The 24,129-nt window shown below is 51.9% G+C and carries 23 protein-coding genes; 14 read left to right on the top strand and 9 right to left on the bottom strand.

The annotated features are described in order from the left end of the window. Positions 1 to 11 precede the first annotated feature (11 nt). From dgoD to ACO064_RS12185, 7 genes are all read left to right on the top strand, one after another. A complete protein-coding gene (gene dgoD / locus ACO064_RS12215) occupies positions 12 to 1,190 on the top strand; it encodes a galactonate dehydratase (RefSeq protein WP_421827633.1) in 1,179 nt (392 codons plus the stop codon). 315 nt (positions 1,191 to 1,505) lie between these two features. Beyond that, complete coding sequence (locus ACO064_RS12210; protein ID WP_421827632.1) at positions 1,506 to 2,273, top strand: SDR family NAD(P)-dependent oxidoreductase; 768 nt, start codon at positions 1,506 to 1,508, stop codon at positions 2,271 to 2,273. Between the two features lie 11 nt (positions 2,274 to 2,284). Next, complete coding sequence (locus ACO064_RS12205) at positions 2,285 to 3,115, top strand: phytanoyl-CoA dioxygenase family protein (RefSeq protein ID WP_421827631.1); 831 nt, start codon at positions 2,285 to 2,287, stop codon at positions 3,113 to 3,115. A 64-nt stretch (positions 3,116 to 3,179) separates the two neighbouring features. Continuing rightward, a complete protein-coding gene (locus ACO064_RS12200; protein WP_421827630.1) occupies positions 3,180 to 4,553 on the top strand; it encodes a sugar porter family MFS transporter in 1,374 nt (457 codons plus the stop codon). A gap of 200 nt (positions 4,554 to 4,753) precedes the next feature. Further along, complete coding sequence (locus ACO064_RS12195; RefSeq protein WP_421827629.1) at positions 4,754 to 6,154, top strand: neutral/alkaline non-lysosomal ceramidase N-terminal domain-containing protein; 1,401 nt, start codon at positions 4,754 to 4,756, stop codon at positions 6,152 to 6,154. After that, positions 6,135 to 7,700, top strand: a complete 1,566-nt coding sequence (locus tag ACO064_RS12190) for an SLC5 family protein (protein WP_421827628.1) — start codon at positions 6,135 to 6,137, stop codon at positions 7,698 to 7,700. The genes ACO064_RS12195 and ACO064_RS12190 overlap by 20 nt, the downstream gene beginning before the upstream one ends. Before the next feature lie 138 nt (positions 7,701 to 7,838). Next, a complete protein-coding gene (locus ACO064_RS12185) occupies positions 7,839 to 8,717 on the top strand; it encodes an SMP-30/gluconolactonase/LRE family protein (RefSeq protein WP_421827627.1) in 879 nt (292 codons plus the stop codon). A gap of 18 nt (positions 8,718 to 8,735) precedes the next feature. Here the strand turns inward: ACO064_RS12185 and ACO064_RS12180 are convergent, their stop codons facing one another. Then, the gene (locus ACO064_RS12180; protein ID WP_421827626.1) at positions 8,736 to 9,392 is read right to left on the bottom strand and encodes an NAD(P)-dependent oxidoreductase; all 657 of its coding nucleotides are present in this window, start codon (positions 9,390 to 9,392) and stop codon (positions 8,736 to 8,738) included. Positions 9,393 to 9,474: 82 nt separating this feature from the next. Then, entirely contained in the window at positions 9,475 to 9,717 is a 243-nt protein-coding gene (locus ACO064_RS12175; RefSeq protein ID WP_114406759.1) for a type B 50S ribosomal protein L31, read from the bottom strand. Between the two features lie 482 nt (positions 9,718 to 10,199). Here ACO064_RS12175 and ACO064_RS12170 point away from each other — a divergent pair, with 482 nt between their 5' ends. Further along, positions 10,200 to 12,659 carry a ribonucleoside-diphosphate reductase subunit alpha gene (locus ACO064_RS12170; protein WP_421827625.1) on the top strand — a complete coding sequence of 820 codons (2,460 nt, stop codon included), beginning with the start codon at positions 10,200 to 10,202 and terminating at the stop codon, positions 12,657 to 12,659. A gap of 135 nt (positions 12,660 to 12,794) precedes the next feature. Continuing rightward, the gene (locus ACO064_RS12165) at positions 12,795 to 12,962 is read left to right on the top strand and encodes a hypothetical protein (protein ID WP_421827624.1); all 168 of its coding nucleotides are present in this window, start codon (positions 12,795 to 12,797) and stop codon (positions 12,960 to 12,962) included. Positions 12,963 to 13,185: 223 nt separating this feature from the next. Here the strand turns inward: ACO064_RS12165 and ACO064_RS12160 are convergent, their stop codons facing one another. Beyond that, a complete protein-coding gene (locus tag ACO064_RS12160) occupies positions 13,186 to 14,262 on the bottom strand; it encodes a hypothetical protein (RefSeq protein ID WP_421827623.1) in 1,077 nt (358 codons plus the stop codon). A 187-nt stretch (positions 14,263 to 14,449) separates the two neighbouring features. Between ACO064_RS12160 and ACO064_RS12155 the strand changes: the two genes are divergently transcribed. Both ACO064_RS12155 and ACO064_RS12150 read left to right on the top strand, forming a co-directional pair. Further along, positions 14,450 to 15,493, top strand: coding sequence for a potassium channel family protein (locus ACO064_RS12155; RefSeq protein WP_421827622.1), 1,044 nt, complete (start codon positions 14,450 to 14,452; stop codon positions 15,491 to 15,493). Between the two features lie 108 nt (positions 15,494 to 15,601). Then, positions 15,602 to 16,456, top strand: coding sequence for a DMT family transporter (locus ACO064_RS12150; protein WP_421827621.1), 855 nt, complete (start codon positions 15,602 to 15,604; stop codon positions 16,454 to 16,456). On the opposite strand, the gene trxA is transcribed toward ACO064_RS12150, so the two are convergent. Together trxA and ACO064_RS12140 are read right to left on the bottom strand one after the other, a co-directional pair. Then, on the bottom strand, positions 16,446 to 16,772 hold the full coding sequence (gene trxA, locus ACO064_RS12145; RefSeq protein WP_150876870.1) for a thioredoxin: 327 nt from the start codon (positions 16,770 to 16,772) through the stop codon (positions 16,446 to 16,448). The genes ACO064_RS12150 and trxA overlap by 11 nt on opposite strands. A gap of 82 nt (positions 16,773 to 16,854) precedes the next feature. Then, positions 16,855 to 17,334: a hypothetical protein gene (locus ACO064_RS12140; protein WP_150876868.1), complete on the bottom strand. Its 480-nt coding sequence runs from the start codon at positions 17,332 to 17,334 to the stop codon at positions 16,855 to 16,857. A 32-nt stretch (positions 17,335 to 17,366) separates the two neighbouring features. On the opposite strand from ACO064_RS12140, the gene ACO064_RS12135 reads away from it, so the two are divergent. Next, positions 17,367 to 18,263: a class I SAM-dependent methyltransferase gene (locus ACO064_RS12135; RefSeq protein ID WP_421831015.1), complete on the top strand. Its 897-nt coding sequence runs from the start codon at positions 17,367 to 17,369 to the stop codon at positions 18,261 to 18,263. Between the two features lie 136 nt (positions 18,264 to 18,399). Here the strand turns inward: ACO064_RS12135 and ACO064_RS12130 are convergent, their stop codons facing one another. From ACO064_RS12130 to ACO064_RS12120, 3 genes are all read right to left on the bottom strand, one after another. Further along, complete coding sequence (locus ACO064_RS12130; RefSeq protein WP_421827620.1) at positions 18,400 to 19,317, bottom strand: FKBP-type peptidyl-prolyl cis-trans isomerase; 918 nt, start codon at positions 19,315 to 19,317, stop codon at positions 18,400 to 18,402. 84 nt (positions 19,318 to 19,401) lie between these two features. Beyond that, complete coding sequence (locus ACO064_RS12125) at positions 19,402 to 20,460, bottom strand: MBL fold metallo-hydrolase (protein WP_421827619.1); 1,059 nt, start codon at positions 20,458 to 20,460, stop codon at positions 19,402 to 19,404. Between the two features lie 12 nt (positions 20,461 to 20,472). Next, positions 20,473 to 21,456 (bottom strand): fasciclin domain-containing protein, encoded by a 984-nt coding sequence (locus ACO064_RS12120; RefSeq protein WP_421827618.1) that lies wholly within the window; start codon positions 21,454 to 21,456, stop codon positions 20,473 to 20,475. A gap of 184 nt (positions 21,457 to 21,640) precedes the next feature. Between ACO064_RS12120 and ACO064_RS12115 the strand changes: the two genes are divergently transcribed. Continuing rightward, a complete protein-coding gene (locus ACO064_RS12115) occupies positions 21,641 to 22,243 on the top strand; it encodes a 3-keto-disaccharide hydrolase (RefSeq protein WP_421827617.1) in 603 nt (200 codons plus the stop codon). A gap of 101 nt (positions 22,244 to 22,344) precedes the next feature. Here ACO064_RS12115 and ACO064_RS12110 read toward each other — a convergent pair whose 3' ends face one another. Then, a complete protein-coding gene (locus ACO064_RS12110) occupies positions 22,345 to 23,292 on the bottom strand; it encodes a class I SAM-dependent methyltransferase (protein ID WP_421827616.1) in 948 nt (315 codons plus the stop codon). Positions 23,293 to 23,554: 262 nt separating this feature from the next. Between ACO064_RS12110 and ACO064_RS12105 the strand changes: the two genes are divergently transcribed. Beyond that, positions 23,555 to 24,061: a DUF2939 domain-containing protein gene (locus tag ACO064_RS12105; protein WP_421827615.1), complete on the top strand. Its 507-nt coding sequence runs from the start codon at positions 23,555 to 23,557 to the stop codon at positions 24,059 to 24,061. Positions 24,062 to 24,129: the final 68 nt, after the last annotated feature.

Genomic DNA, 24,129 nt, shown 5'->3' with positions numbered 1-24,129 from the left:
TACCGAATAAAATGAAGATTACGGCCATTGAAACACAGGTTTGCCATGCCCGGATGCGGAATTGGATTTTTGTGAAAGTGATTACCGATCAACCCGGTTTGTGGGGCTGGGGCGAAGCGACGCTCGAGTGGCACACGCGCTCGGTGGTGGGGGCGATCGAAGACCTGTCGCAACTGCTGATCGGCGAAGATCCCCGGCGCATCGAACACCTCTGGCAGATGATGTACCGCCAGCATTTCTGGCACGGCAACGGCATTGTGCGCGGCACCGCCATCAGCGGCATCGATATTGCGCTCTGGGATATTCTCGGCAAAATCCACGGGGTTCCGTGTCATGAACTCTGGGGCGGCCGCGTTCGGGACTACATCCGGCTGTATTGCCACCTGGGGGGCGGAAAAATGGAAGATTTCTACCAGACCAAACCCGACGATGCCAACCGGTTTGGCGAGCTGGCGCAACAGGCGGTAGCCGACGGCTTTACGGCGTTTAAGTCGATGGCGGTTCCCGAAACCATGTCGCTGGAAGGTTTGAAACCCGTTCATTACGCCGAAGCCTGCGTCAAAGCCATGCGCGAAGCCGTCGGCAGCGAAATCGACATCATGGTCGATTGCCACGCCCGCCCGTCTCCGCGCATGGGGATGCAGTTTGCCAAAGCGCTGGAACCGTACGGGTTATACTTTTTCGAAGAACCGTGCTGGCCCGAAACGATGGACGATATTGCGCTGATTCAGCGGGCTGTTAAAACACCGATTGCCAGTGGCGAACGATTGATTGGCGTTCACGCGTTCCGCGAAATGCTCGAAAAACGGGCCGTCAGCGTCATTCAACCCGATATTACGCACTGTGGCGGTTTGAGCGAGGTGCGCCGGATTGCGGCCCTGGCCGAAGCTTACCGGGTTTCCATCGCCCCGCACAATCCACAAGGGCCGGTCAGCACCGCAGCCTCCATCGAATTCGGCTTTTCCACACCATCTTACATCATTTGCGAAAGTGTCCACAACGACGTTCCCTGGCGGGTCGATGTGGTCAGCGAAGGGTTCACCGTTCAGGAAAAAGGCCGGATTGTCTTTCCGAATCAGCGTCCGGGGCTGGGCATCGAAATCGACGAAGACGAAGTGAAAAAACATCCGTTCCAGCAGGAAGTGCTGCAGCGGACTTTTTACAAAGACGGCAGCGTGGGCGATTGGTAAAAATTGACCACCCTGAAATTCCCAAAGGGCAGTTTTGAGGATAGGCTAATCCTATATGCTTTTGTTTTACCCCGGAGGGGTAGCCTGTTAATAGAAAAATCGTTTACAAGGCGCTATCTAAGCCCCGGCAGGGGCGTCCTAAATACATACAAGAATCCCTTTAGGGCGCCCCTGCCGGGGCTTAAATTTGGTGGCTTAACTCCAGCTATTAACAGGCTACCCCTCCGGGGTAAACAAAAACAGACAGGAAACAGACAGGGTTAGCCGAATGAAAGCATGACGTTACGTGAAAGATTTAAACCGTAGGTAGGTAGCGTGGACAAAGTATTTACAAACCGAACCGTCTTGATCAGTGGCGGACTGGGCGACATTGGCCGGGCGACCGCGCTGGAGTTTGCCCGGAACGGGGCCGCCATTGCCATCGGCGACATCGCTCCACCGACGAAGGCGGAAGCATTTCTGGCCGAACTGAGGCAATTTGACATAATCAGCCACTACACGCAGGTCGATGTGACGGACGCCAGCGCCGTGCAGAACTGGGTGCTGGCGGTCGAAAATACCCTTGGCGTGGCGGATCTCGTCATTGCCAATGCCGCCACGGTTACACCAGCCGGTATTCACGAGATCACACCGAGTCAGTGGGTCAACGAGCTGAATGTCAATCTGAACGGAGCTTTTTACCTAACCCAAAGTGCCACCGCCCGGTTGCTGGCCCACCAGCTTCCGGGGCGGGTGGTGTTCGTCGGGAGTTGGGCCGCCCACGCGGTGCATCCGCACATTCCGGCCTACTGTGTTTCTAAAGCCGGTCTCCGGATGCTCTGCCAGTGTCTGGCGCTGGAACTGGCCCCGCACCAGATTCTGGTGAACGAAATCGCGCCCGGTTACGTCAATGCCGGTTTGAGCGCGCGGTTTTGGGAAGAAGATCCGGCGTCGAGCGAGGTGGCCCGGAATCAGGTTCCGGTAAAAAAACTGATCAGTGCCGAAGCGGTTGCCAGACAGATCGTTCAGCTTTGCCACCCGGATAATGAGCACATGACGGGCAGCACATTGCTGATGGATGGCGGACTTTCCTTATTGACTTAAACTCTACGACTATGGCCTTTAGATTGACCGACGAACAGGTTGACGCTTATCAGGAAAATGGCTATTTGATCATTCCCGGTTTTTTAAACGCCGACGAAGTGGCGAAACTATACCGGGTTGCGGTGGAAGATGAAGCGATCCGAAAAAACAGTTTTGACCTGGACGATAAAGCCGGTAAAAAAACGAAACTGGCCTTGTGGTTTACGCCGGGAAATGATGTCTATGGCCTGCTGACCCGCAGCGAGCGCATAGTCGATTCCGTACATAAACTGCTGGATGGAAAGGCGCCGGTTTGTCATTTTCATTCTAAACTGATGCAGAAAGAACCGAAGGTCGGTGGCGCCTGGGAATGGCACCAGGATTACGGCTACTGGTACAAAAACGGTTATTTATTCCCGGATCAGATGATTTCGGTGATGGTGGCCGTAACGGAAGCGACGAAGGAAAATGGCTGTTTGCAGGTCATTAAAAAGTCGCACAAAATGGGCCGCGTCGAACACGGTTTTTCCGGCGAACAGGTCGGGGCTTCCATGCCATATGTGGAGTTCGCCTTGCAAACGATGGAATTGGTGTATGTCGAATTAAAACCGGGCGATTTGCTCTTTTTCCACAGCAATATTCTTCACCGATCGGAAGCGAATTTGTCCGATACCGCCCGCTGGTCGCTCATTTCGGCGTATAACCGGCAAACCAATCCGCCCTATATCACCGAAACACCTTCCAGCATTACGCCTTTGCAAACGGTGCCGGATGATGCTTTACTTCACCATGATGATGCGTCCGGTATTCTCGAAAATACGACGCAGTTTCTGAGCGTAGAAAATGCCAAGGCGAAAAATTAATGGGTCTGGTTGGGAGAAAAACGGCGAAAACCATAGACGATAAACCATAAACCAGACACTAACGATGGCTTTGGTACTCACGGCAACCGACGCGTTTTCTTCCGGCGATTTTGCGTATAATAAAGTCTATATCTACCGAATCAATGCGATAGCGGCTTTGGGTGGAATCCTGTTCGGGTTCGATACGGCCATCATTTCGGGAACGATTCATTTTTTCAGTCGACATTTTCAACTGAACGACCTGCAAACCGGCTGGGCGGTGGGTTGCATCAGCGTTGGGGCCGCCATCGGAGCGTTGTTCTCCGGGCGATTGAGCGATCTGGCCGGGCGGAAAAAGATGCTGTTAGTCAGTGCCTTTCTGTTTGCCATCACCGGCGTCGGCACCGGCTGGGCCACGACTTTTCCGGTTTTTGTCGCATTCCGAATCGCAAGCGGCATCGCCATCGGCTGTGCCGCTCTGGTCTGCCCGATCTACATTGCCGAAATGGCCCCGGCTCCCTGGCGCGGGCGGCTGGTTTCGTTCTATCAACTGGCCGTAACGATCGGCGTTTTGCTGGCTTATCTTGCCAATTATCTGCTGCTTTCCACGGGCGATGATAACTGGCGCTGGATGTTTTCGTCGCAGTCCGTCCCCGCGTTGTTGTTCTTTCTCGGTTTGTTTTTCGTGTCCGAAAGTCCGCGCTGGTTGATCCGTAAAAACCGGGAGAATGAAGCCCGGACGGTGTTGGCTCAGATTGGCGGCAGTGCGTATGCCGAAGCCGAAAGCAAAACCATCCGCACCAGTTTTTCTGCGATCAGGAAGGAAGATCTCCGCTATTTATTCCGGAAAGACGTTTTTGTTATTGTCCTGATCGGAATCGTTGTTGCGTTCTTTTCCCAGATTGGCGGGCCACTCGTCGCCTACGCACCCGAAGTTTTTAAGCAAGTCGGGATCGCCGAAGATTCGGCTTTTCTGCAATCAGTTTTGTTAGGCATTATCCTCTGTTTATTCACCTTCGTCGCCATTGCCACCATCGATAAAATGGGTCGCAAAAAACTGCTGTTGATGGGATCAGCTTTTTTGGCCGCCGATATTCTGGCCCTGGCTTTCGCCTTCTATTTTCAGCTTCCCGGCTTTTGGGCTTTGCTTTTTATTCTGCTGTTCATTGCCGGTTATGCCGCCACCATCGGCCCGGTTACGTGGGTGATTCTTTCCGAAATCTTTCCCAATCGCATTCGGGGCAGTGCAATGTCGCTGGCAACCCTGTCATTGTGGATGGCCAATTTTGTCGTGATCGGTTCGTTTCCGGTCATGAAATCGCAGTTTGGAATGCCGCTTACGTTCGGAATCTATGCGGTTTTACTGCTGATTTATTTCGTATTCATCCTCCTGACTGTTCCCGAAACGAAAGGAAAATCGTTGGAAGAAATCGAACGGTCATTAACCCGTAAAACCTGATTGCAATGTCAATAATTGAAATAACAGCCCACGGTTTTAACCGTGGGATCGCGAATGAAAATCGACGTGCATTAACCGTTTTAACGGTTTCAGGATTTTCAAACCGTTAAAACGGTTATCGTTAATTCGCCAATTTCGTTTCTGGCCCCACGGTTAAAACCGTGGGCTGACAATTATAAAATGCATTAAATTCTTGTTGAATGGAATCGCAAAAATACCCTGATTATAAGCAATCCTCCTTCACCGGTTTGATCGGTGTGGCGCAGGAAGATATTACGCCACCAGTCGGCATTTACGCCCGCAACTGGGGAGCCGCTACGCACGAAGCCGCCGAGGGCATTCACCGCCCGCTCATGTTGACCTGCGTGACGTTCCAGACTTCCAGCGAGGAGAAACCGCTGGTGTTGATTGGGGCCGATTTGGGCTGGTGGCGCAGTTCCGACGACGAGCGGTTTTTGCGGAACGGGATTCTGGAAGCCGTATCACTTGATCCGTCACGGCTGATGTTCTGCCTGTCGCACACCCATGCCGGGCCGAGCCTCAGCCGCGATGATGCGTCGAAAACGGGTGGTCACCTTGTGGAACCGTACCTTCGGTTTATTCAGACGAACGCGATTCAGGCCATCCAAACGGCGTTGTCCAATGCAGAATCGGCCACGCTGACCTGGAACTATGGGAAATGCAATCTAGCCAGCAACCGGGATTTGCCAGACGCCGATCAAGACCGGTTTATCTGCGGTTGGAATCCCGAAAAAGATGCCGACGACACGCTGCTTGTCGGGCAAATCGCCAATGAGAACAATCAAACGCTGGGAACGCTCGTCAATTACGCCTGCCATCCGACAACACTGGCCTGGGAAAACCGCCTGATTTCGCCCGACTACATCGGTGCCCTGCGCGAAGTCGTGGAGAAGACCACCGACGCACCAATGTTGTTTCTGCTGGGTGCCTGCGGAGAACTGGCTCCGCGCGAGCAATACGTCGGCGATGTCAGTATTGCGGATGCTTACGGGCGGCAGTTGGGGTATGCGGTTTTGTCTGCATTGGAAGCGATTTTACCACCCAAAAAACAACTTTCGTTTGCAGGCATCGTCGAGTCGGGCGCACCCCTGGCGGTCTGGAAGAAAGAAGCCTATGAGCCTTCTACGGCCCTTTCGGTTGAGATGATCGAGGTGGAACTGCCGTTAAAACCGCTGCCGTCGCTGGCGGAAATCGAAACGGAATGGGCCGAATGTCAGGACAACGTGCTGAAAGAACGGATCTGGCGAAGACGCGGTATTCGGAAAACCGTCGGCGATGGCGATTCGACCCACATGCCGCTCTGGATCTGGCGGCTGGGCGATTCCGTTCTGGTGGGGCAGCCCAACGAAGCCTATTCCGAATTTCAGCAGAAACTGCGGGCAGAACTGGCCCCGAATGCCGTCGCCGTGATGAACATCGTGAACGGTTCGACGGGCTATCTTCCCCCCAAAGATCTATACGCTGAAGATATTTATCCCGTCTGGCAATCTCCCTTTGAAAAAGGCTCGCTGGAACTGCTGACCGAAAAAGCTACCCGTATTACCCGTTCATTACTCCAACATGAATCTATCGACGCTTGACCTGATTATTTTTGGCGTTTACATCCTGGGCGTTATTTCATTGGGCATTTATGCCTCCCGCAAGGGCAAACAAACCAAGCGCGATTATTTTCTGGCGGGCGACAAACTGCCCTGGTGGATGATCGGCGGCAGCATCATTGCGTCCAACATCAGCAGCCACCATTTGGTGGGTGCGATGGGCGTGGCCTACAGCCGGGGCTTTGTCGCCATTGCCATGGAGTGGGGGGCCATCCTGATCGGGTTCAATGCCTTGCTCTGGATTTTTTTGCCGTTTTACATCCGCAACGGTTTTTACACGATCCCCGAATTTTTACAAAAACGATTCGGCGCGGCCGCCCGAACCACTTATGCCACGTTGATTTTACTGACCTACGTTTTCGTGGAAATTGCGGCTGTTCTGTATCTGGGCGCGCTTTCCCTGCACTCCCTTTTGGGAATTCCGGTCATTGCCAGCATCCTAGTACTGGCGGTTTTTACGGGTATCTACACCATCGCGGGCGGTTTACGGGCGGTGATCTGGACCGAAATGCTGCAACTGATTGTCCTCGTGCTGGGCGGGGTGGCGCTGACGGTTGCCACGGTCAACGCGGCTGGCGGGATTGATGCCGTCATGGAAACGTCCAAAGACTGGGATCTCATTCTGCCTGCCAACGACCCGGATTTTCCGTGGACGATGTACCTCGGTGGCACATTGTGCATCAGTATTTTCTACTGCGCGACCAATCAGTTTATCGTTCAGCGGGTGCTGGCGGCCAAAAACGAGTGGCATGCACGGATGGGCGTCGTTTTTGGCGATTACCTGAAATTCCTCATTCCGATCATCATTACCGTTCCGGCGCTGGTGGCGCCCAAATTATTCCCGAACCTCGAAAAACCGGATCTGCTCTTTCCCACGCTGGTCGAGAACCTGCTCCCGGCGGGCCTGGTTGGGCTGGTGATGGCGGGCCTGATTTCGGCGGTGATGTCGCACCTTTCCGGGGCCATCAACTCCTGCACCACGATTCTGACGGTGGATGTGTACCTGACCTATTTTCGAAAAGACGCGTCGGACGTTCAGGCCGTACGGTTTGGCCGAATTGCCGGGGCAACGATCATCGTGCTGGGCATTCTCTGCACGGGTTTGTTCATGACCCAGTCCGATAAACCGGTTTTTCTGTATCTGATGAATGCCTACGGGCTGTTCACCCCCGGCATTGCGGTGATGTTTCTGCTCGGTATTCTCTGGAAACGCACCACCCACGCGGGCGCACTAACCGCTGGTATTCTGACCATTCCGCTTTCCATTGCCCTCGAAATGATTTTTCCGACGATGCCGTTTTTCAACCGCACCGGCATCGTGTTCTGGACCTGCATGTTGCTCTGCGTGCTCGTCAGTCTGGTGACTAAACCCAAGCCTGAGGCCGAACTGGCGGGCCTGATCTGGAACAAAGAAAGCCTCTCGCTGCTCCCCGCCGAACGCGACCAGCAGCGCGGTTTGCGAAATCCTTTTATCTGGTGGGCGATAGTTACCGCGATGGTTCTATACTTTTACATCCGGTATGCTTAAAATAGTTTACGGCAAATAGTTTACGGTTTTCAGTATTCGGTTTACGGTGGCTGACGCGTGCTTTTTAGGCTTGCGTCAGCCACCGTAAACCGAATACTGAAAACCGTAAACCCAAAAAACCGTAAACCCAACGAAAATATGAATCAGAACAACTGGGAAACCGTCCTCGATCATTCCTGCCAATTGGGCGAAGGCCCGGTTTGGGATGCGGAAAAGCAACGAATTTTATGGGTGGACATTCTGCCGGGCGAAATCCATTCCTTCGATCCGGGCAGCGGAGAACACCGGGTTTTCAAAACCGGGCAGATGGTGGGAGCCATTGCCATTCAACCTTCCGGCGATTGGATTGCCGCGCTTCAACACGGTTTTCATACCATTTCGCTGGAAAATGAAACTGTCGTTCCAATTGCCGATCCGGAAGGTCATTTGCCCGGCAACCGGTTCAACGACGGAAAATGCGACCCGGCTGGACGGTTCTGGGCGGGAACCATGTCGATTGCCGACGAACCCGGTGCGGGAGCGTTGTACATGCTGGATCAAAATCATTCGGTTTCGGTCAAGGTCGACAACGTCACCTGTTCCAACGGATTGGCCTGGAGCCTCGACCACCGGCTGCTGTATTACATCGACTCGCCAACCCGGCAGGTGGTGGCCTACGACTATGACGTACACACGGGTACGATTACCAATAAACGGGTGGTCATTCAGTTTGAGGAAGCAGACGGTTTTCCGGATGGCATGACCATCGACGAAAAAGGCATGCTCTGGATTGCGCTTTGGGATGGCTGGAAGGTGGTTCGCTGCAACCCCAACACCGGCGAACGGCTTCAGCAGATCGACTTGCCTGCCGCCCGGATTACGTCCTGTACGTTCGGGGGCACGTCGCTGGACGACTTGTACATCACCTCCGCCAAAACCGGATTAAGCCAGCAGGAACTGGCCGAACAACCGCTGGCGGGCTATCTGTTTGTGGTCAAAAACACCGGCATCAAAGGCGCAGGTAGCCCGGAACGCTGATTTGTGGGGTACGAGTTTCTACACCTCCGAAATCGTAACCACTTCTTTCAGATAATCACCGGTTTTGTAAATCTCAATCATAAACCGGGCGACGTTGGAGCGGCTGATGGTCAGGTTGGGTTTGGGATCGTTGTTAATCGTAATCCGGACTTGTTTGTGCTTCTTTGAATTCGTCAGTCCGACGGGGCGAACCGCCGTCCAGTCGCTCAACGAAGCGGCCAATAGCTGCTCCTGACGCTCGTGGTCGCGGTAGGCGACGCCCACGTTGCTGTAGTTGATGAAGAACCGGAACCAGGCGGGAATGTCTTTCCTGGTTTCGTTGACGCCCCAGGCGGTGGTGACAATGATGCGTTTGATGTGCAGTTCATTGGCGACTTCGAGCACGTTGCGCATCGTGCTGGAGAGAAAGTCCTTCGGCGTTCGCAGACTGCTCCACGGAAAATCGGAGGTTCGGGAGATGTTGAGGGTACTCAGAACCGCATCACAGCCGAGCATGGCGAGCCGGAGCGCCGTTCGGTCGAGCTTCTTGCTTTCGAACAGCCTGAGGTTGCGGGAGGTCATTTTCACTTTATCGATATCCCGAACCAGCGCGTGAACGGAAATACCGGCTTTCAAAGCCTGATCGAGCAATTCTTTTCCCGTGCGACCCGTGGCACCGAGTATCAATATTTTCATCGTACCGCTAAGTTACACGTAAAGAAAACAAAAAGCCGCCATCAGAATGGTCTGATGGCGGCTTTTTCAGGTGTCGATAGGATTACTTCTTACCGTACCGTTTCAGGAATTTATCAACGCGACCCGCAGTGTCGAGCAGAACGTTCTTGCCGGTATAAAACGGGTGTGATTCCGAACTTACTTCGACTTTCACAACCGGGTAGGTGTTGCCTTCAAATTCGATGGTTTCCTTCGTTTGAATGGTCGAGCGGCTCAGAAATTTGTGATCGCTGGTCAGATCCCAGAATACGACGTCTCTATATTCCGGATGGATGCCTTTTTTCATGACAATGGTAATATTATAAAATAAATCAGTTCTGGAACGGTCTCACCACCAGCCCATTCGGAACAGGTCGGTGGATTTAAGGAGTGCAAAGGTAAAGAGTTTATGACTGGATTCCAACCACTTCGTCCGCTTTTGTTTAAATCAAAAAAAGTATGTTACTCTTGGTTGAATTTTTGTTGCTTTTTTGGTAATTTGGGTAACAATTCAGTAACAATCAGAGTTTTAGCAGCAGGTACATACCGTTTGCTAATTTTAGCCTATCAACTTTTTTAGACCCTATTTCCGGTAGGCTTTCGATAAGTTATTCTGCGTAAGGTCTTAACAGTTTCTTAACACAGCCATCTGTTTTAATAATTCCAAGTTGACAGAGCATGAGTGAACATTCCGCTTTGCTTTGTTGTAGTACTGCTTAGTACCTTTAAGCAATCAATCGAGAGGCATCATATCCTATATATCTACTTTACAACATTCCATATCATATTATGTACGTACTCAAGCGTGACGGCCGCAGGGAATCGGTCAAGCTCGACAAAATCACCGCACGGATCGAAAAATTGTGCTACGGTTTAGATCCGGCCTATGTTCAGCCGATCGAAGTATCGATGAAAGTGGTGAACGGGATCTATGACGGCGTCAAGACGACGGAACTGGACAATCTGGCGGCTGAGACAGCGGCTTCGATGACCACCCGCCACCCGGATTATGCGATTTTGGCCGCCCGCATGGCGATCTCCAACCTGCACAAAGAAACCAACAAGTCCTTCTCGGGAACCATCAAGCGGCTGTACAACTACGTTGACCCCAAAACCGGTGAAAACGCAGCCCTGATTTCCAAGGAAGTGTATGACGTGGTTCGGAAAAATGCCGCCCTGCTTGACTCTACGATCATTTATGACCGCGATTACGGCTACGATTATTTTGGCTATAAAACGCTCGAAAAATCGTATCTGCTGAAGATGGAAGGCAAGATCGCCGAACGTCCGCAGCACATGCTGATGCGCGTGGCCGTCGGAATTCACATGAACGACGTCGAAGCGGCCGTTGAAACCTACAACTTGCTGTCGGAAAAGTGGTTTACACACGCCACCCCGACGCTGTTCAACGCCGGAACGCCCAAACCGCAGATGTCGAGCTGCTTCCTGCTGACAATGCAGGATGACAGCATCGAAGGTATTTACGACACCCTGAAGCAAACCGCCAAGATTTCGCAGTCGGCGGGTGGAATTGGTTTGAGCATTCACAACATCCGCGCAACAGGTACGTATATTAAAGGAACGAACGGAACCTCGAACGGGATCATTCCGATGCTCCGCGTGTTCAACGACACGGCCCGCTACGTCGATCAGGGGGGCGGAAAGCGCAAAGGCTCTTTTGCGGTTTACCTGGAACCCTGGCATGCCGATATTTTTGATTTCCTGCAACTGAAGAAAAACCACGGCAAGGAAGAAAACCGCGCCCGTGACCTGTTCTACGCCCTGTGGGTGCCAGACTTGTTCATGAAACGCGTGGAAGACAACGATGTCTGGTCGCTGATGTGTCCGCACGAATGCCCCGGCCTGGCGGATACCCACGGGGAGGCTTTTGTTGAACTCTACGAACAATACGAGCGCGAAGGCCGGTATCGCCGGCAAGTGAAGGCACAGGATCTGTGGTACGAAATTCTGGAATCGCAAACCGAAACCGGAACGCCCTACATGCTGTTCAAGGATGCCGCCAACTCGAAGTCGAACCAGAAGAACCTGGGTACCATCAAGTCGTCGAACCTGTGCACCGAAATTATCGAGTACACGGCACCCGACGAAGTGGCGGTTTGTAACCTGGCGTCGATTGCGTTGCCGAAGTACATTGTGAAAGGGGCCGATGGGATTTCGCGTTTCGATCACCAGAAACTGTATGAGATCACGCGGGTTGCGACCAAGAACCTCAACAAGATCATCGACATCAACTACTATCCGGTCGAAGAGGCCCGTCGGTCGAATATGCGCCACCGCCCCATCGGACTGGGCGTTCAGGGGCTGGCCGATGCGTTTATCATGCTGCGGATGCCGTTTGAATCGGAGGAAGCGAAGCAGCTGAACAAGGATATTTTCGAGACGATTTATTTTGCCGCCATGACGGCGTCGATGGAACAGGCGAAACAACACGGCCCGTATGAAACCTGGAAAGGCTCGCCGATTTCGCAGGGCATCTTCCAGTTCGACATGTGGGGCGTTACGCCGGATTCGGGTCGCTGGGATTGGGAATCGCTGCGGAAAGAAGTGGTTCAGCACGGCGTTCGGAACTCGCTGCTGCTGGCACCGATGCCAACGGCTTCGACCAGCCAGATTCTGGGCAACAACGAGTGTTTCGAGCCGTTTACGTCCAACATCTACGTCCGTCGCGTATTGTCGGGTGAGTTCGTGGTGGTCAACAAGTATTTGCTGCGCGACCTCGTGAAACTCGGCATGTGGAACGACCGGATGAAAAACATGCTGATTGCCGCCAACGGCTCGGTGCAGAACATTCCGGGTATTCCACAGAACATCAAGGATCTGTACAAAACCGTTTGGGAGATCAAACAGAAAACCGTCATCGACATGGCCGCCGATCGCGGTGCGTTCATCTGCCAGTCGCAGTCGCTGAACATTCACATGGTGGATGCCAACTTCGGCAAGCTGACGTCGATGCACTTCCACGCTTGGAAGCGCGGACTGAAAACCGGGATGTATTACCTCCGCACGAAGGCCGCTGCCGACGCCATCCAGTTTACGGTGGAAAAGCAGGCCGAGTCGCAACTGGAGCCGGTTCTGGCCGAAACGATGGAAAAACCGTTGAACTACGAAAAATACGCCCAGGAAGGCGCAGCCGCTCATCCGCAACTGGTCAGCGACGCCGAAACCGCCTATGCCGCGATGGTGTGTTCGATTGATAATAAGGATGATTGTGAGGCTTGTGGGAGTTGAGAATCCGATTTTCCTAAAGTAATTAAAGCCGGTCCTAACGATGTTTGGGGCCGGCTTTAAAATTTTCACTCATTGGCTAAACAGCCGGATATTGCAGTTTTGCGTTAGCTTAGCAAATTGAAGGTAGAGACGATCATGAAAACTGCGGCCAAATTTACTAAAGCCCTGCCCGGAAAACCGAAACCAAAGTCCAACCTGAAACTGGCGATAGGAAAGTACAAAGGTGTCATTGTCGAGAAAGCCGACTGCTGGGATAAAGATCTGAAAAAAACCTTGGTGATTGTTATACCGGATTTAGCGTAAATCCGGTATAACCATATCCGTTTAAGCGTAACGGTTGATAGCCCACGGTTTTAACCGTGGGGCAAGAAGAAATCCACGATTCATGAGACCGTTTCAACGGTTTCGCTTCTCCAAACCGTTAAAACGGTTTCCATTTTCAGCCTTCCCGAAACCCACGATTGAAATCGTGGGCCGATCTGTTGGACTTGGCGAACCTATTACCGTATTCCATAAAACCGCCCCCTTATTTCTTATGCGCTGCCAGCCACTGATCTACGGTGCCGGTGATCGAAAACCGGACGTCTTTAAACCGCTCGGGCTTGGGCGTATTCAGAGCTTGCTGGAGCTTGACGATGTTGGGGTGAAAATCAAGGCTTCGGTTCAGGAATTGCCCGTCAAGGGCGCGCAGAAGCTGGTCGATGCCGTACATATCGAAGCTCCAATGCTGTAGGTTGTTGCTGTCTTTGATGTCCGACCGAATGGTGTCCGATAGCCGACCGATGCTTGCGTTCAGGGGGCCGACAAACTGCTCGGGATGCTCCACCGCGTTGCCATCCAGAAAATAATAGACCTCCTTATACCGCCAATCACTATCCAGCAACGCAATCAGTTCGGCTTCCCAGTTCGGATGCGCTTTAATCTTGGCCAGAGCCGCCTGCTTGACGTCATCGGGCTGGTACCGGCCGGAATACCCCAGCAGGTTGACAATCGGATCATCGACTTTCTGAGCCGCAATCGTCTCCAGATTCTCCCGATGAAGGCGGTCTTCCTGTTCGGCTCGCTGGGCCATTTCGACCTCAGCAGACTGGGCCGCTTCGCGAAAGTATCCCACGAGTAAACCGCCGGAAAATACGGCACTGAGGCCCATCCCCACCCAAAACGAACCCTTGAGAAGGGTGACCGGAACCAGCGAAGAACCAGCGGAAGGAAGCGAGAGAAGACAGGGGATCAGCCACAACAGCGGTATCCAGAACTGCCCCTGCCGGACGGCCAACCCGTGTAAAAAAGCCGGATAGAGCGTATCGCTGTGCCACTCCCATTTGAATGCCGCACAAAAAAACGTGGCCAATGCCACCACCAGCCAGGCAAAGAAAACCAGCGGAGTCCGGGCGCCTGCCTGAGCAACCCAGTCAAAACCGCCCCGGACGTTTAGGGTAATCGTTAGAATCAAACTGGTCAGAACAAACCCGGCTCCCCAAAAGAACAGGCCCAGCCCGTAACCCATGGCGTTTTCGCCAACCAGCGATGGTTTGGAAGCCGTAAACAAGGTTAAACCGATGAAAAATACGGTCGTGAGGACCGCAAAGATGTAGGCAAGCATGATGGTTTTAAGGTTACGGGGGATGGGGCGAAATATAGCAGTTTAGGGGGAATTCTTAAAAAAATTGTTGTGTGATGCCAAGGTGAGTTGTTAAGTAGTTGTATTGTTGGTATTGGTTACATTTATCAATATATAATTTTATGGAATATAGATTGGTGTTGTTTATATTCTGTAAAAATTAGTATTTTTGGAATTATATATCTTTTCGGATAGTATGTTCAACGGCCGTCAGCGGTATTCCCTTCTCTTCCCCTTTCTGATCATTATTGCCATATCGTTCATGGGGATTGGCGGGTATATGTATATTGAAGCGTACAACTTCATCGATGCCCTGTACATGACGGTTATTTCGATTACCACTGTGGGCTACACAGAGGTAAAACCGTTGTCGCCCAACGGACGGCTTTTCACGGTTTTTCTGCTGATTTCCAGCTTTACCACGTTCGCTTATGCCCTGGCACTCATTACGCAATACGTCGCCAGTGGCGAATTGATCAACTATTTTAGACAACGGAAAATGGTCAAACAGATTGATGAACTCACCAACCACGTGATTCTGTGTGGGCTGGGGCGAAACGGGCAGGAAGCGGCCATCACGCTGCGCCAGAACAAAGTGCCGTTTGTAGTCATCGAGCAAAACGAGGAACGTGTTCGGTCGTATATGACTAAAAACGCATCGCTGCTGTATCTGATCGGCAATGCTACCGAAGATGAAACGCTCCAGAAAGCCGGCATCGACCGGGCGAAGGCATTGCTGACCGCTCTGCCCACCGACGCCGATAACGTTTTTATCGTGTTGAGCGCCCGGAGTCTGAATGAGAAACTGACCATCATCAGCCGGGCGTCGCAGCACTCGGCGCTGAATAAATTGCGCAAAGCCGGGGCCAATAAGGTTGTGATGCCGGATAAAATTGGGGGTGCCCACATGGCCAGCATCGTGAGCCGCCCCGACGTGATGGATTTCCTGGAATACCTGACAGGCTATGCCGAAAGCGGTTCCATTGTCGATGTCATGGAAATTGGCAAGTTATCGAAAGATTATGAGGGCGTTCCGCTCCGGCAACTCATCGACGACCACCTGGCCGAGGGCATCGTCATCGCCATCAAAACCACCACTGATTACCTCATCACACCCAGCCCCAGTCTGCTCCTCGAACGGACGATGAAGCTGTTTTTTCTCCACAAAATCAACGTTCGGAACAGTTCGACGGAATTGGTGCAGAAAGCCTGACCAACGACGGTTTTTGGGGAATCGCCAGCCGTGACCGCCGGTTCGATTGCCGGAGCGGAATCCGATGACTACCTTTGCCGGTCCCCTGAAATTATCCCCAAACCGGTAATGTCTTCCCGCCTGAGTCTGATTATTGGTATTCTTTGCATCAGTATTTTCCCGGTTCTCATCCGGGCCACGCCGATTTCCGGCATTAGCGATGCGTTCTACCGCATGAGCATTGCCACGGTGCTGATCTGGCCTTACGTACTTTTGACTGGAAAATGGCAGGCTAAAACACTGCGCTACTGGAAACCCATTCTGGTGTGCGGGCTGTTTTTTGCGTCCGACATCGTCGTCTGGAACCTCTCTATTCAGGAATCGACCGCCACGCAGGCGAGTTTGCTCACCAACCTGTCGCCCATCTGGGTGGGAATCGGCACGTTCCTGTTTTTTCCCGACAAACCGACGAAATACTTCTGGATCGGTACGGCAACGGCGCTGGTTGGACTCGTCCTTTTGATGGGCGTCGACGTGTTCCTGACCATGCAGTTCGACCGCGCGTTTTTCCTGGCTGTTCTGTCGGGGCTGTTCTATGCCGGGTATATTGTCGTCAGCAAGACGGTTTTGGATAAAGTCCCGATTCTGAACTTCATGGCTTCGAGCATGACGGTGTCGAGCCTGTATCTAGTGTTGCTGTGCGTCGCGTTGGGCGAACCGCTGTGGGGCTTCGAACCCCGGATCTGGGGTTCTCTCGTGGTTCAGGCGGTGGTTTGCCAGCTTCTGGGCTGGATTGCAGTCAGCCATGCGCTCCAGAAAATCGATGCACAACGGGTTTCGCTGAGTCTGCTCAGCCAGGCTATCGTGACCGGTTTTCTAGCCTGGCTGTTTATCGACGAGAAAATAACGTTTCAGATGGTTCTGGGCGGAATCATCATTCTGCTCGGTATTGCCATCACTTTCCGGCGGCCGGTTAACCCGTAACCTGCCGCACCATTGCTTCCAGCTTCTGAAGCGGCAGCACCCCCGATTGCCGCCAGATGATTTTCCCCTTGTGGAACAAAATCATCGTCGGAACGCTCTGAATCTGGTAGGTGCCGGAAGCCCAGCGGCTTTTGTCGACATCCACTTTGATGATGCGCAGTTTGTCGCCGGTTCGTTCGGCGAGTTGCTTCAGCGTGGGGGCCAATACTTTACAAGGCCCGCACCAGTCGGCGTAAAAATCGACCAGCACGGGCTTGTCGCCCCGGATAATGTCATGAAATGATTCGTTCTGTGTCGTGTTTGCTGCATTGCTCATACCCGTTGCCGGGCAAAAGAGACACCGGCAAAAGCATAACAACGCGATTCGTCAGGAAGTTTTATCAGGGACGGTTTTGACTTTATTTACCGGATTGCGCCGTTTGATTGTTCAGATTGGTGAGGGCACAGACGTGAATGATCTTCCATTTTCCACCGATTTTTTCAACCACCCGGGATTCTTTCGAGGTGGTTTTGCCGTGGCTGTCGATCAGCATCTGGTCATACCACACAAAGGCCATTTTTCCGTTCTGATGTATCTCGTAATTTGTATTGTAGATGGACACGCTGTCGGCTGGTCTGGAGCTGTTGAACTGGCTCTTGAACTGCTTTTCCATGTTGTCCCACCCTTTGATCAGGGTAAAGTCTCCGCCGTATAAATTAGCCGCAAAATAGATGTAAGGTGTGTGTGCCCAGCAATCCGCCCATTTTTCTTTGTCTCGCTTGAAGAAACCCTCCGTCTCATCGTAAAGAACCTTTTTGATGGCCACCTGATCGTTCTGTCCCCATCCGGGAAGAACCGTGCCAGCCATGACGACGCATAAAATCAGAAGCTTTTTCATGATCGTATCGGGGAATGGTGTAGAATGAAGGTATAGACTTTTATTGCAATAATCAAGTATTATTTTGTATTTTATCTGTTCATTTATCCAAGATAAAAACCAATCCGTACTTTCGGCTCATGTCAAATCAAACTGCCACCAGCCGGGCTGAAATGCCAAAGGCTGCCAACCCGGTTTTGGATCGCCGAACCGTTGAAAATGCCAACCGGAATTTGTTGAAACACCTGAAACCGGGCCTGTCGGTGCTGGATGTGGGCTGCGGTTCCGGAGCCATCACGCGCGGTATGGCCGAACGGGTGGGGCCGCAGGGTCACGTGGTGGGCATCGATCCCAGCGAAACTCTGATTGTGCAGGCCCGCCAACAGGCTGGCAATTTTCCCCAACTCACCTTTCAAACGGCGGATGTATACGATTTTGAAACCGACGAACAGTTCGACCTGGTCACCTGTGCCCGCGTGTTGCAATGGCTCGCCCGCCCGGAAGAAGCCCTGGCCCGGATGGCAAAATGGGTGAAATCGGGTGGGGTGCTGGCCGTGCTGGACTACAATCACGAAAAGGTGGAATGGACGCCCGAACCGCCCGAAACCCTGACGAAATTCTACGGGGCGTTTCTGAAATGGCGGCAGGAAGCCGGTTTCGACAATGCCATTGCCGACCACTTGAAAGACCAGTTTCTGCGGATTGGTTTCGAAAAAATAACGATTGAGCCGCAATTTGAAATCAGCAAAAAAGAGGATGCGACCTTTGTGGAAACCAGCCGAATCTGGTCGGAAGTGGCCCATCTGCGCGGACCGCAACTGGTGAGAGACGGGTATATTTCGGAAGAAGACCGGACGGTCGCCATCGAAGACTATGATCGGTGGATTGCCACGACCGGCGAATCCATGCAGTTGTATTTACTGGCGGTTGAAGGGCAGAAAAACGCCTAAAACCGGTATTCGGTTTACGGTATTCAGTTTACAGTATTCGGTTTACGGTATTCGGTTTACGGTGGCTGACGCATTAAATGGCATAAGCGTGCGTCAGCCACCGTAAACTGAATACCGTAAACCGTAAACCGTCAATTTACTTGGCCGATTTAACGGTTATTTCAAAGGCCAGTGGTGCATAGGGAGGCACGACGTAATAGCCTTTGGAATCGGAGCTACCCTGTGCGCCATAACCGATTCCGGACGGGAAAACCAGCAGGGCTTTGTCGCCAACCGAAAGCAGAGAAATCCCTTTGTCAAAACCAACGATGTATTGTCCGGAACCCAGTTTGATTGTCAGGGAGTCACTTTTGTCAAAAGGAGCCGTTCCTCGCAGGGTGTTAGCGGTATAGGCGACGGTAACGGTTTGTCCGGCCGTGATCCGCGCTCCGGTTCCTTTGGAAAGCCGGTAGACCCGAACACTATCAGAGCCTTGTGCTAATGCGATCGTGTCCGGGCGCGGCAGCTTTTTAAGCGTAGCATAATCGCCCATCTGCTGAATTTGGGAGCGGGAACGATTGAGCTTGACGTCAAAAATAACCGCACTGTACTCCGGCATTTTATTTTCGCGGGTATTGCTGCCAAAGGCCAGGTTGTTAGGCATAAAAAACCGGCCCGTCTGGCCTTCTTTCATCAACAAAAAGCCTTCTTCCAGGCCTGGAACGACCACGCCGGCCAGAAAAGGAATATAAGCCGGTTTGGTTGCGTTGGCGCTGTCAATCAAAATCGCCTTTTTCGTGGTCGGATCGATGTAAGACAGCGTGTAGGTAAACTCCAGTTCCTCGTTCGGCGTCGCAACTTTGGCGGTCGAGGTCGAGGGCGTAATAATATAATATAGCCCTGAAAGGGTTGACGTTACCTGATCCTGTAATTGATTAGCTGTCAAATGATCCTTGATTTGCTGGATGTTTTGTTCCACCGTGCCGGCACTCGGATCGTTGAGATTATTCATACAGGAAACCAGTCCGACCGCCAGAAACAAGGCAATAAGCGCACTCAGATGTTTAGAATTCATGCTCGCAATTAAAATTGAATTGATAAGGTGTAACTGTATCCATGACCCCACCTTTTGAAAAACCGTTGCAACGACCGGTAAAAATTACGGTACCAACCGGCCTTCCCCTTCCCGTAAGGTCCAAAAACGCGTCGCCAGTTCAGGCTTGGTGGTGAGGGCTTTACGCAGCTCTTCGACGGGTTCGTTTTCGCCGTCGTCGGCCAGCGGAAAGGTGCCGTAATGAATGGCCACGCTCTGTTGCGACCGAATATCGTCGTGAATCCGGACAGCCTCGGCGGGCGAGCAGTGAATGGGCGACATGAACCAGGTGGGCCGAAAGGCACCGATCGGAATCAGCGCAAGCCGGATGGGACCAAACTGCTCCCCGATTTTTTTGAAAAACGGACCGTAACCCGTATCTCCGACAAAATACAACTTTCCGGCGGCCCGGCTATCGATCAGAAAACCGCACCAGAGTGTGGCGTCACGGTCGAACATGCCCCGCCCGGAGAAATGCTGCGCCGGAACGCAGTGGATCGTGGTGCTGTCGTTGTAGGCCAGCGAGTCATTCCAGTCCATTTCGGTCACGTTCTGGCAACCCTTTTCTTCCAGAAAAGCTTTCACGCCCAGCGGGCAATAGACTTTGGGCTGGTCGCGCCGACAAAGTTTCTGAACCGTCTCGATGTCCAGATGATCCCAGTGGTTATGACTCAGCAGCAGGATGTCAATTTTGGGAATATCCTCGAAACGAATGCCGGGCGGGCGGTTTCGCGCCGGACCCACCCACTGAAAAGGGCTGGTGCGCTCATACCAAACCGGATCCGTCAGCACATTCAGGCTGTCGAACTGGAGCAAAACCGTCGAGTGATTGACAAACGTAACCCGAACCGGAGAGCCGCCAACGCGGCCGGGTGGGGGAGGGCCGGGCGGTTCGTTGTGGAAAGCACCCCACGGTTTTTTGTCGCTGCCCGACAACATCCACTCGAGGGCTTCCATCAAGCCTTTGGCTTTCGCACCGTTGTAATTATGAAATTGTTTCCCATCGAAATGGTCGGTAACCGGTCCTTTGTATCCGGGTGCGGAAATCAAATAACCAATCGTCAGCAGAACGGCGACGGCAACGACGATAAAGACCAGTAAACCCAGCAGAATTTTCGGAACCATACGGCGGGCAGATTACAGCAACACCTTATCGATCTTGTGAACAACGCCGTTGGTTGCGGTTCTGTTGGCGCTGGTGACAGTGGCCGGCGACGCCAGTCCTTTGCTCTTCACGGTCACCGTCGTGCCGGTCGTGGTTACCGTCAGTTTGCCGGTGCTGTACGCCGTTACCTCACCCGTGGTTAAATTATTGGAATAGAGCCGACCCGCTACGACGTGATTGGCCAGAATGGCGGTTAGGGCTGTCACCGGCACTTTATTGATCGTATCGGCCGTGCTGAGTTTCAATGCCCGAAACGCGTTGTTGGTGGGCGCAAACGTCGTGTAAGGTTGTGTTCCCGTCAACACGGCCGCCAGCGTCGGGTTAACGGTGGCGATCCGCAAGGCGGCAACACCCAGCAATGAGAGGCTCGTATCGGCCTGAACCACGCCTACCAGGCTGCCACCGCTGCCGGTTGGGGGGGGCAACAGGATGTGGTCGATGACATGCATGATGCCGTTAGCGGCCTTTACATCGGGCGTGATCACTTTGGCACCGTTGATGAATAAACCGCTGGTGCCGTTGGTAACATAAGCCACAACCGCCTGGTTGTTAATGCTCAAGGAGGTTTGAACGGCCTTGTTGGTTTCCATCGGAAAACCGGAGGAAGCCACGGCGGCTTTCAGAACGTGGTATTGCAGAATGCCGGTCAACTGTTCTTTGGTCAGGGCCGTCAGTGAAGTCGCATCCGCAACCCCCGAAGCCCGAAAAGCCGCATCGTTGGGGGCAAAAACCGTCAGGTTTGGATTTTTGAACGCATCGAGCTGACCCGCCTGGAGAATAGCCGCTTCCAGAATGGTGAAGTCGCTGCTTTCAACGATTAGATCGGCAACGGTTTTGGGTTGGGCGGATGCCGTGTCTTCTTCTTTATCACAACTGGTCGTAAACGTAAAAAGAGCCGCTAAAACCGCCAGCAGCAAGGCCCGGGACCGGGGTGTGGATAAACGTGTTTTTTTCATGGAAAAGCGATGGATGAGTAAGATTAAGTGGACAATCAGGTCGGACAGACGCATCGGCTTGCTATCTTTATGCCGGTACAGTTCAAAACGAAACCGGTAGTATGTTTATTGGACAAAACCAACCGGTTACAACTACGTTACAAAACTACCAAATCCTTTGTTAAACTTACTTTTTTGATAACCCATGAAAGAAAAATTGCTCGTATTGGTTCTCCTGGTTGTGGTGTCGGTTGGTTTTATGGCCCCCACCAAAAAAGTCCGGCTATTCAACGGAAAAGATTTGACGGGCTGGAAAATCTACGGTACTGAAAAATGGTATGTGGCGGATGGTGAACTGGTCTGCGAAAGCGGCCCCGACAAAGGCTACGGGTATCTGGCGACCGATAAATTCTATAAAAACTTCGATCTGTCGCTGGAGTTCAAGCAGGAAGCCAATGGTAACAGTGGCGTTTTTATCCGGTCGACGGTAGAAGGAACGAAAGTGAGCGGCTGGCAGGTCGAAGTAGCGCCCCCGAACCACGATACGGGCGGTATTTACGAGTCTTATGGCCGGGGCTGGCTGATCCAGATTCCCGACGAAAAAGAGAATATCCTGAAGCCGGAGCAGTGGAACAAACTGCGGATTCGGGCCGAGGGCGACCGCGTGCAGACCTGGCTCAATGGCCAGCAAATGGTGGATCTGAAGGACGAAAAAATCGGGAAAGGCGAAGGCGGAGTGGCGTTGCAGATTCACGATGGGGGCGGCATTAAGGTTCGGTGGAAAAACCTGGAGTTAAAACCGCTGTAAGCGAAGCAACGATCACCTTGCCAATTGCCTGGAGCGATTGGCAAGGTGACAACAAGTCCTGAATGATCTATTTTCTGCTGGTTTAATGAGCAGGAATCTCTCTAATTCTTCATGATAAAAGCGGCCTGATCACCTCGGTTTTCTTTGTTTAATTGCCGGGCAAATCGTTTGTATTTTTCTTTTTTTAATTTGCGGTCTGCATAACCGGCATACAGGCTTTTTGAGTCCTCGTAAAGCCCGATGTTATTTTTATATTTTTCGCTGTTTGTAAATTGCGCATGAGTAGAATCATAAATGATATCTTCTAGTTTTAGCCCCGCCTTTGAAATTAGCAACTTCATGCTTTCTACTGAATGGAGAAATAAATGTCGGGGCGCATCCAGTTGAAACCAATCGGTTCCGTAATGTTCCCAGGCGTATGAAGTAACCGTTGGAATCCGGATGATACAGATTCCGCCGGGTTTTAACAACTTAGAAACCGCCAGTAAATGTTCTAAAGGGTCCGGAACATGTTCAAAGGAATGGTTATAAAGGATAATATCCCATTTTCCTGTGACCGCATAGATTTGATTTTTAACAACTTTATAACCATTGGGATAGACGATAGTGTCCTTTATAAAAGGATCTACGCCCTGCACCTGCTTCATTCCTAATTCGTATAAGGGATATAAAAAAGCCCCCTCACCACTGCCTACATCCAGTATTTTAGACTGCATGGTCAGCGACAAAGAACCTAAAATGTCGTATTGTTTTGCCTGAAAAAAAACCTTTAAAAAGCCTGAAGAAGCGGTTTTTGGAAATAAAGCGGCCTTGTATTTGTACTTTCTGAGAGTGCCTTTTATACCTCCGAATATATTCTTTTCAGGAGCCTCGAATCCGTTGTAACCTTCGGGATAATACTGCGATAAATTGCCGGGAATCTCTTCTATTTGTAAACACTGACATTGACCACACTGGAAGTATGTAAACTCTTCGCGTGTACCCAGCATCATTTCTTTTGCTTTAAAATATTTTTTCTCTTTTTCACTTCCGCAGATACGACACTTCATACGACGATTTTAATAAAACTGTGTTTTTGGCTTTATTATAGTAGGACTACTTTTAAAACCCGGTTTTAGAATCGAAACAGTCTCTTGGCTTTTGACGAAGGTAGTGAACAATCCGGGAGTATGTACAATTAAGCGTGAATAACAGTCATACTGGAAGATAGACCTGAAGGTGATCGCTATGCGCACGACCTGCGAGTGGCCGCGAAACAAAGGTTTTCGTAGTCGTATACTTCTTGTAGCTTTACAGAAAAATGCACCCGTCATGAAACCGCGTCACTACATCGCCATCGCTGTTCTTGCCCTTTTGGGCATCATCTGGGTTGGGCCTTACTATACGGTTTATCAACTCAAAACGGGTGTAAAAGCCAATGATGCGGAAACGATCGCCGATCAGGTGGATTTTACCCGATTGCGCCAGAACCTGAAAGACCAGCTCAACGCGCAGGCTGCCAATGCCGTCAACAATCCGAACAACAGCCCGGCTACAGCCATGGTGAAAGGGTTGGCCGGCCTCTTTGCGGGCCCGGTAGTCGACCGGATGGTAACACCGGCCGGTCTGGCAACGATGATGCGGGGGCAAAAAGTGAACCCCCTGAAGAAATCCACGGGGGGAACGACCGAGCCGTTTGGGAACGTGCGCTTTCGGTTCAATTCTTTCGATACGTTTTCGGCCTATGTTCCCGACAAGGATGGGAATGAAATTCGCTTTGTGCTCACGCGCGACTGGTTCGACTGGAAGCTGACGAATGTGATTCTGCCGTTGGAATAAAACGCGTGAAATTCGGTACTTAACGAAGAATTTGTTAAATTTAAACCGGAAATAAATAAGAGACGTTC

Origin of the sequence: Larkinella sp., from assembly GCF_965227735.1 — a bacterium.
In the GTDB taxonomy this organism is placed as follows: domain Bacteria; phylum Bacteroidota; class Bacteroidia; order Cytophagales; family Spirosomataceae; genus Larkinella.
Note: the sequence above shows the minus strand (reverse complement) of the source record. Positions and strands in the feature narration are given on the sequence as shown.

What these genes read in the sequence shown, in the direction of transcription:
- ACO064_RS12115 (WP_421827617.1), top strand. Translation starts at nt 21,641, where the DNA reads ATGAAAGAAAAATTGCTCGTATTGGTTCTCCTGGTTGTGGTGTCGGTT.
- ACO064_RS12165 (WP_421827624.1), top strand. Translation starts at nt 12,795, where the DNA reads ATGAAAACTGCGGCCAAATTTACTAAAGCCCTGCCCGGAAAACCGAAA.
- trxA (WP_150876870.1), bottom strand. Translation starts at nt 16,772, where the DNA reads ATGAGCAATGCAGCAAACACGACACAGAACGAATCATTTCATGACATT.
- ACO064_RS12170 (WP_421827625.1), top strand. Translation starts at nt 10,200, where the DNA reads ATGTACGTACTCAAGCGTGACGGCCGCAGGGAATCGGTCAAGCTCGAC.
- ACO064_RS12195 (WP_421827629.1), top strand. Translation starts at nt 4,754, where the DNA reads ATGGAATCGCAAAAATACCCTGATTATAAGCAATCCTCCTTCACCGGT.
- ACO064_RS12200 (WP_421827630.1), top strand. Translation starts at nt 3,180, where the DNA reads ATGGCTTTGGTACTCACGGCAACCGACGCGTTTTCTTCCGGCGATTTT.
- ACO064_RS12205 (WP_421827631.1), top strand. Translation starts at nt 2,285, where the DNA reads ATGGCCTTTAGATTGACCGACGAACAGGTTGACGCTTATCAGGAAAAT.
- dgoD (WP_421827633.1), top strand. Translation starts at nt 12, where the DNA reads ATGAAGATTACGGCCATTGAAACACAGGTTTGCCATGCCCGGATGCGG.
- ACO064_RS12175 (WP_114406759.1), bottom strand. Translation starts at nt 9,717, where the DNA reads ATGAAAAAAGGCATCCATCCGGAATATAGAGACGTCGTATTCTGGGAT.
- ACO064_RS12110 (WP_421827616.1), bottom strand. Translation starts at nt 23,292, where the DNA reads ATGAAGTGTCGTATCTGCGGAAGTGAAAAAGAGAAAAAATATTTTAAA.
- ACO064_RS12140 (WP_150876868.1), bottom strand. Translation starts at nt 17,334, where the DNA reads ATGAAAAAGCTTCTGATTTTATGCGTCGTCATGGCTGGCACGGTTCTT.
- ACO064_RS12190 (WP_421827628.1), top strand. Translation starts at nt 6,135, where the DNA reads ATGAATCTATCGACGCTTGACCTGATTATTTTTGGCGTTTACATCCTG.
- ACO064_RS12130 (WP_421827620.1), bottom strand. Translation starts at nt 19,317, where the DNA reads ATGAATTCTAAACATCTGAGTGCGCTTATTGCCTTGTTTCTGGCGGTC.
- ACO064_RS12185 (WP_421827627.1), top strand. Translation starts at nt 7,839, where the DNA reads ATGAATCAGAACAACTGGGAAACCGTCCTCGATCATTCCTGCCAATTG.
- ACO064_RS12125 (WP_421827619.1), bottom strand. Translation starts at nt 20,460, where the DNA reads ATGGTTCCGAAAATTCTGCTGGGTTTACTGGTCTTTATCGTCGTTGCC.
- ACO064_RS12120 (WP_421827618.1), bottom strand. Translation starts at nt 21,456, where the DNA reads ATGAAAAAAACACGTTTATCCACACCCCGGTCCCGGGCCTTGCTGCTG.
- ACO064_RS12160 (WP_421827623.1), bottom strand. Translation starts at nt 14,262, where the DNA reads ATGCTTGCCTACATCTTTGCGGTCCTCACGACCGTATTTTTCATCGGT.
- ACO064_RS12150 (WP_421827621.1), top strand. Translation starts at nt 15,602, where the DNA reads ATGTCTTCCCGCCTGAGTCTGATTATTGGTATTCTTTGCATCAGTATT.
- ACO064_RS12180 (WP_421827626.1), bottom strand. Translation starts at nt 9,392, where the DNA reads ATGAAAATATTGATACTCGGTGCCACGGGTCGCACGGGAAAAGAATTG.
- ACO064_RS12105 (WP_421827615.1), top strand. Translation starts at nt 23,555, where the DNA reads ATGAAACCGCGTCACTACATCGCCATCGCTGTTCTTGCCCTTTTGGGC.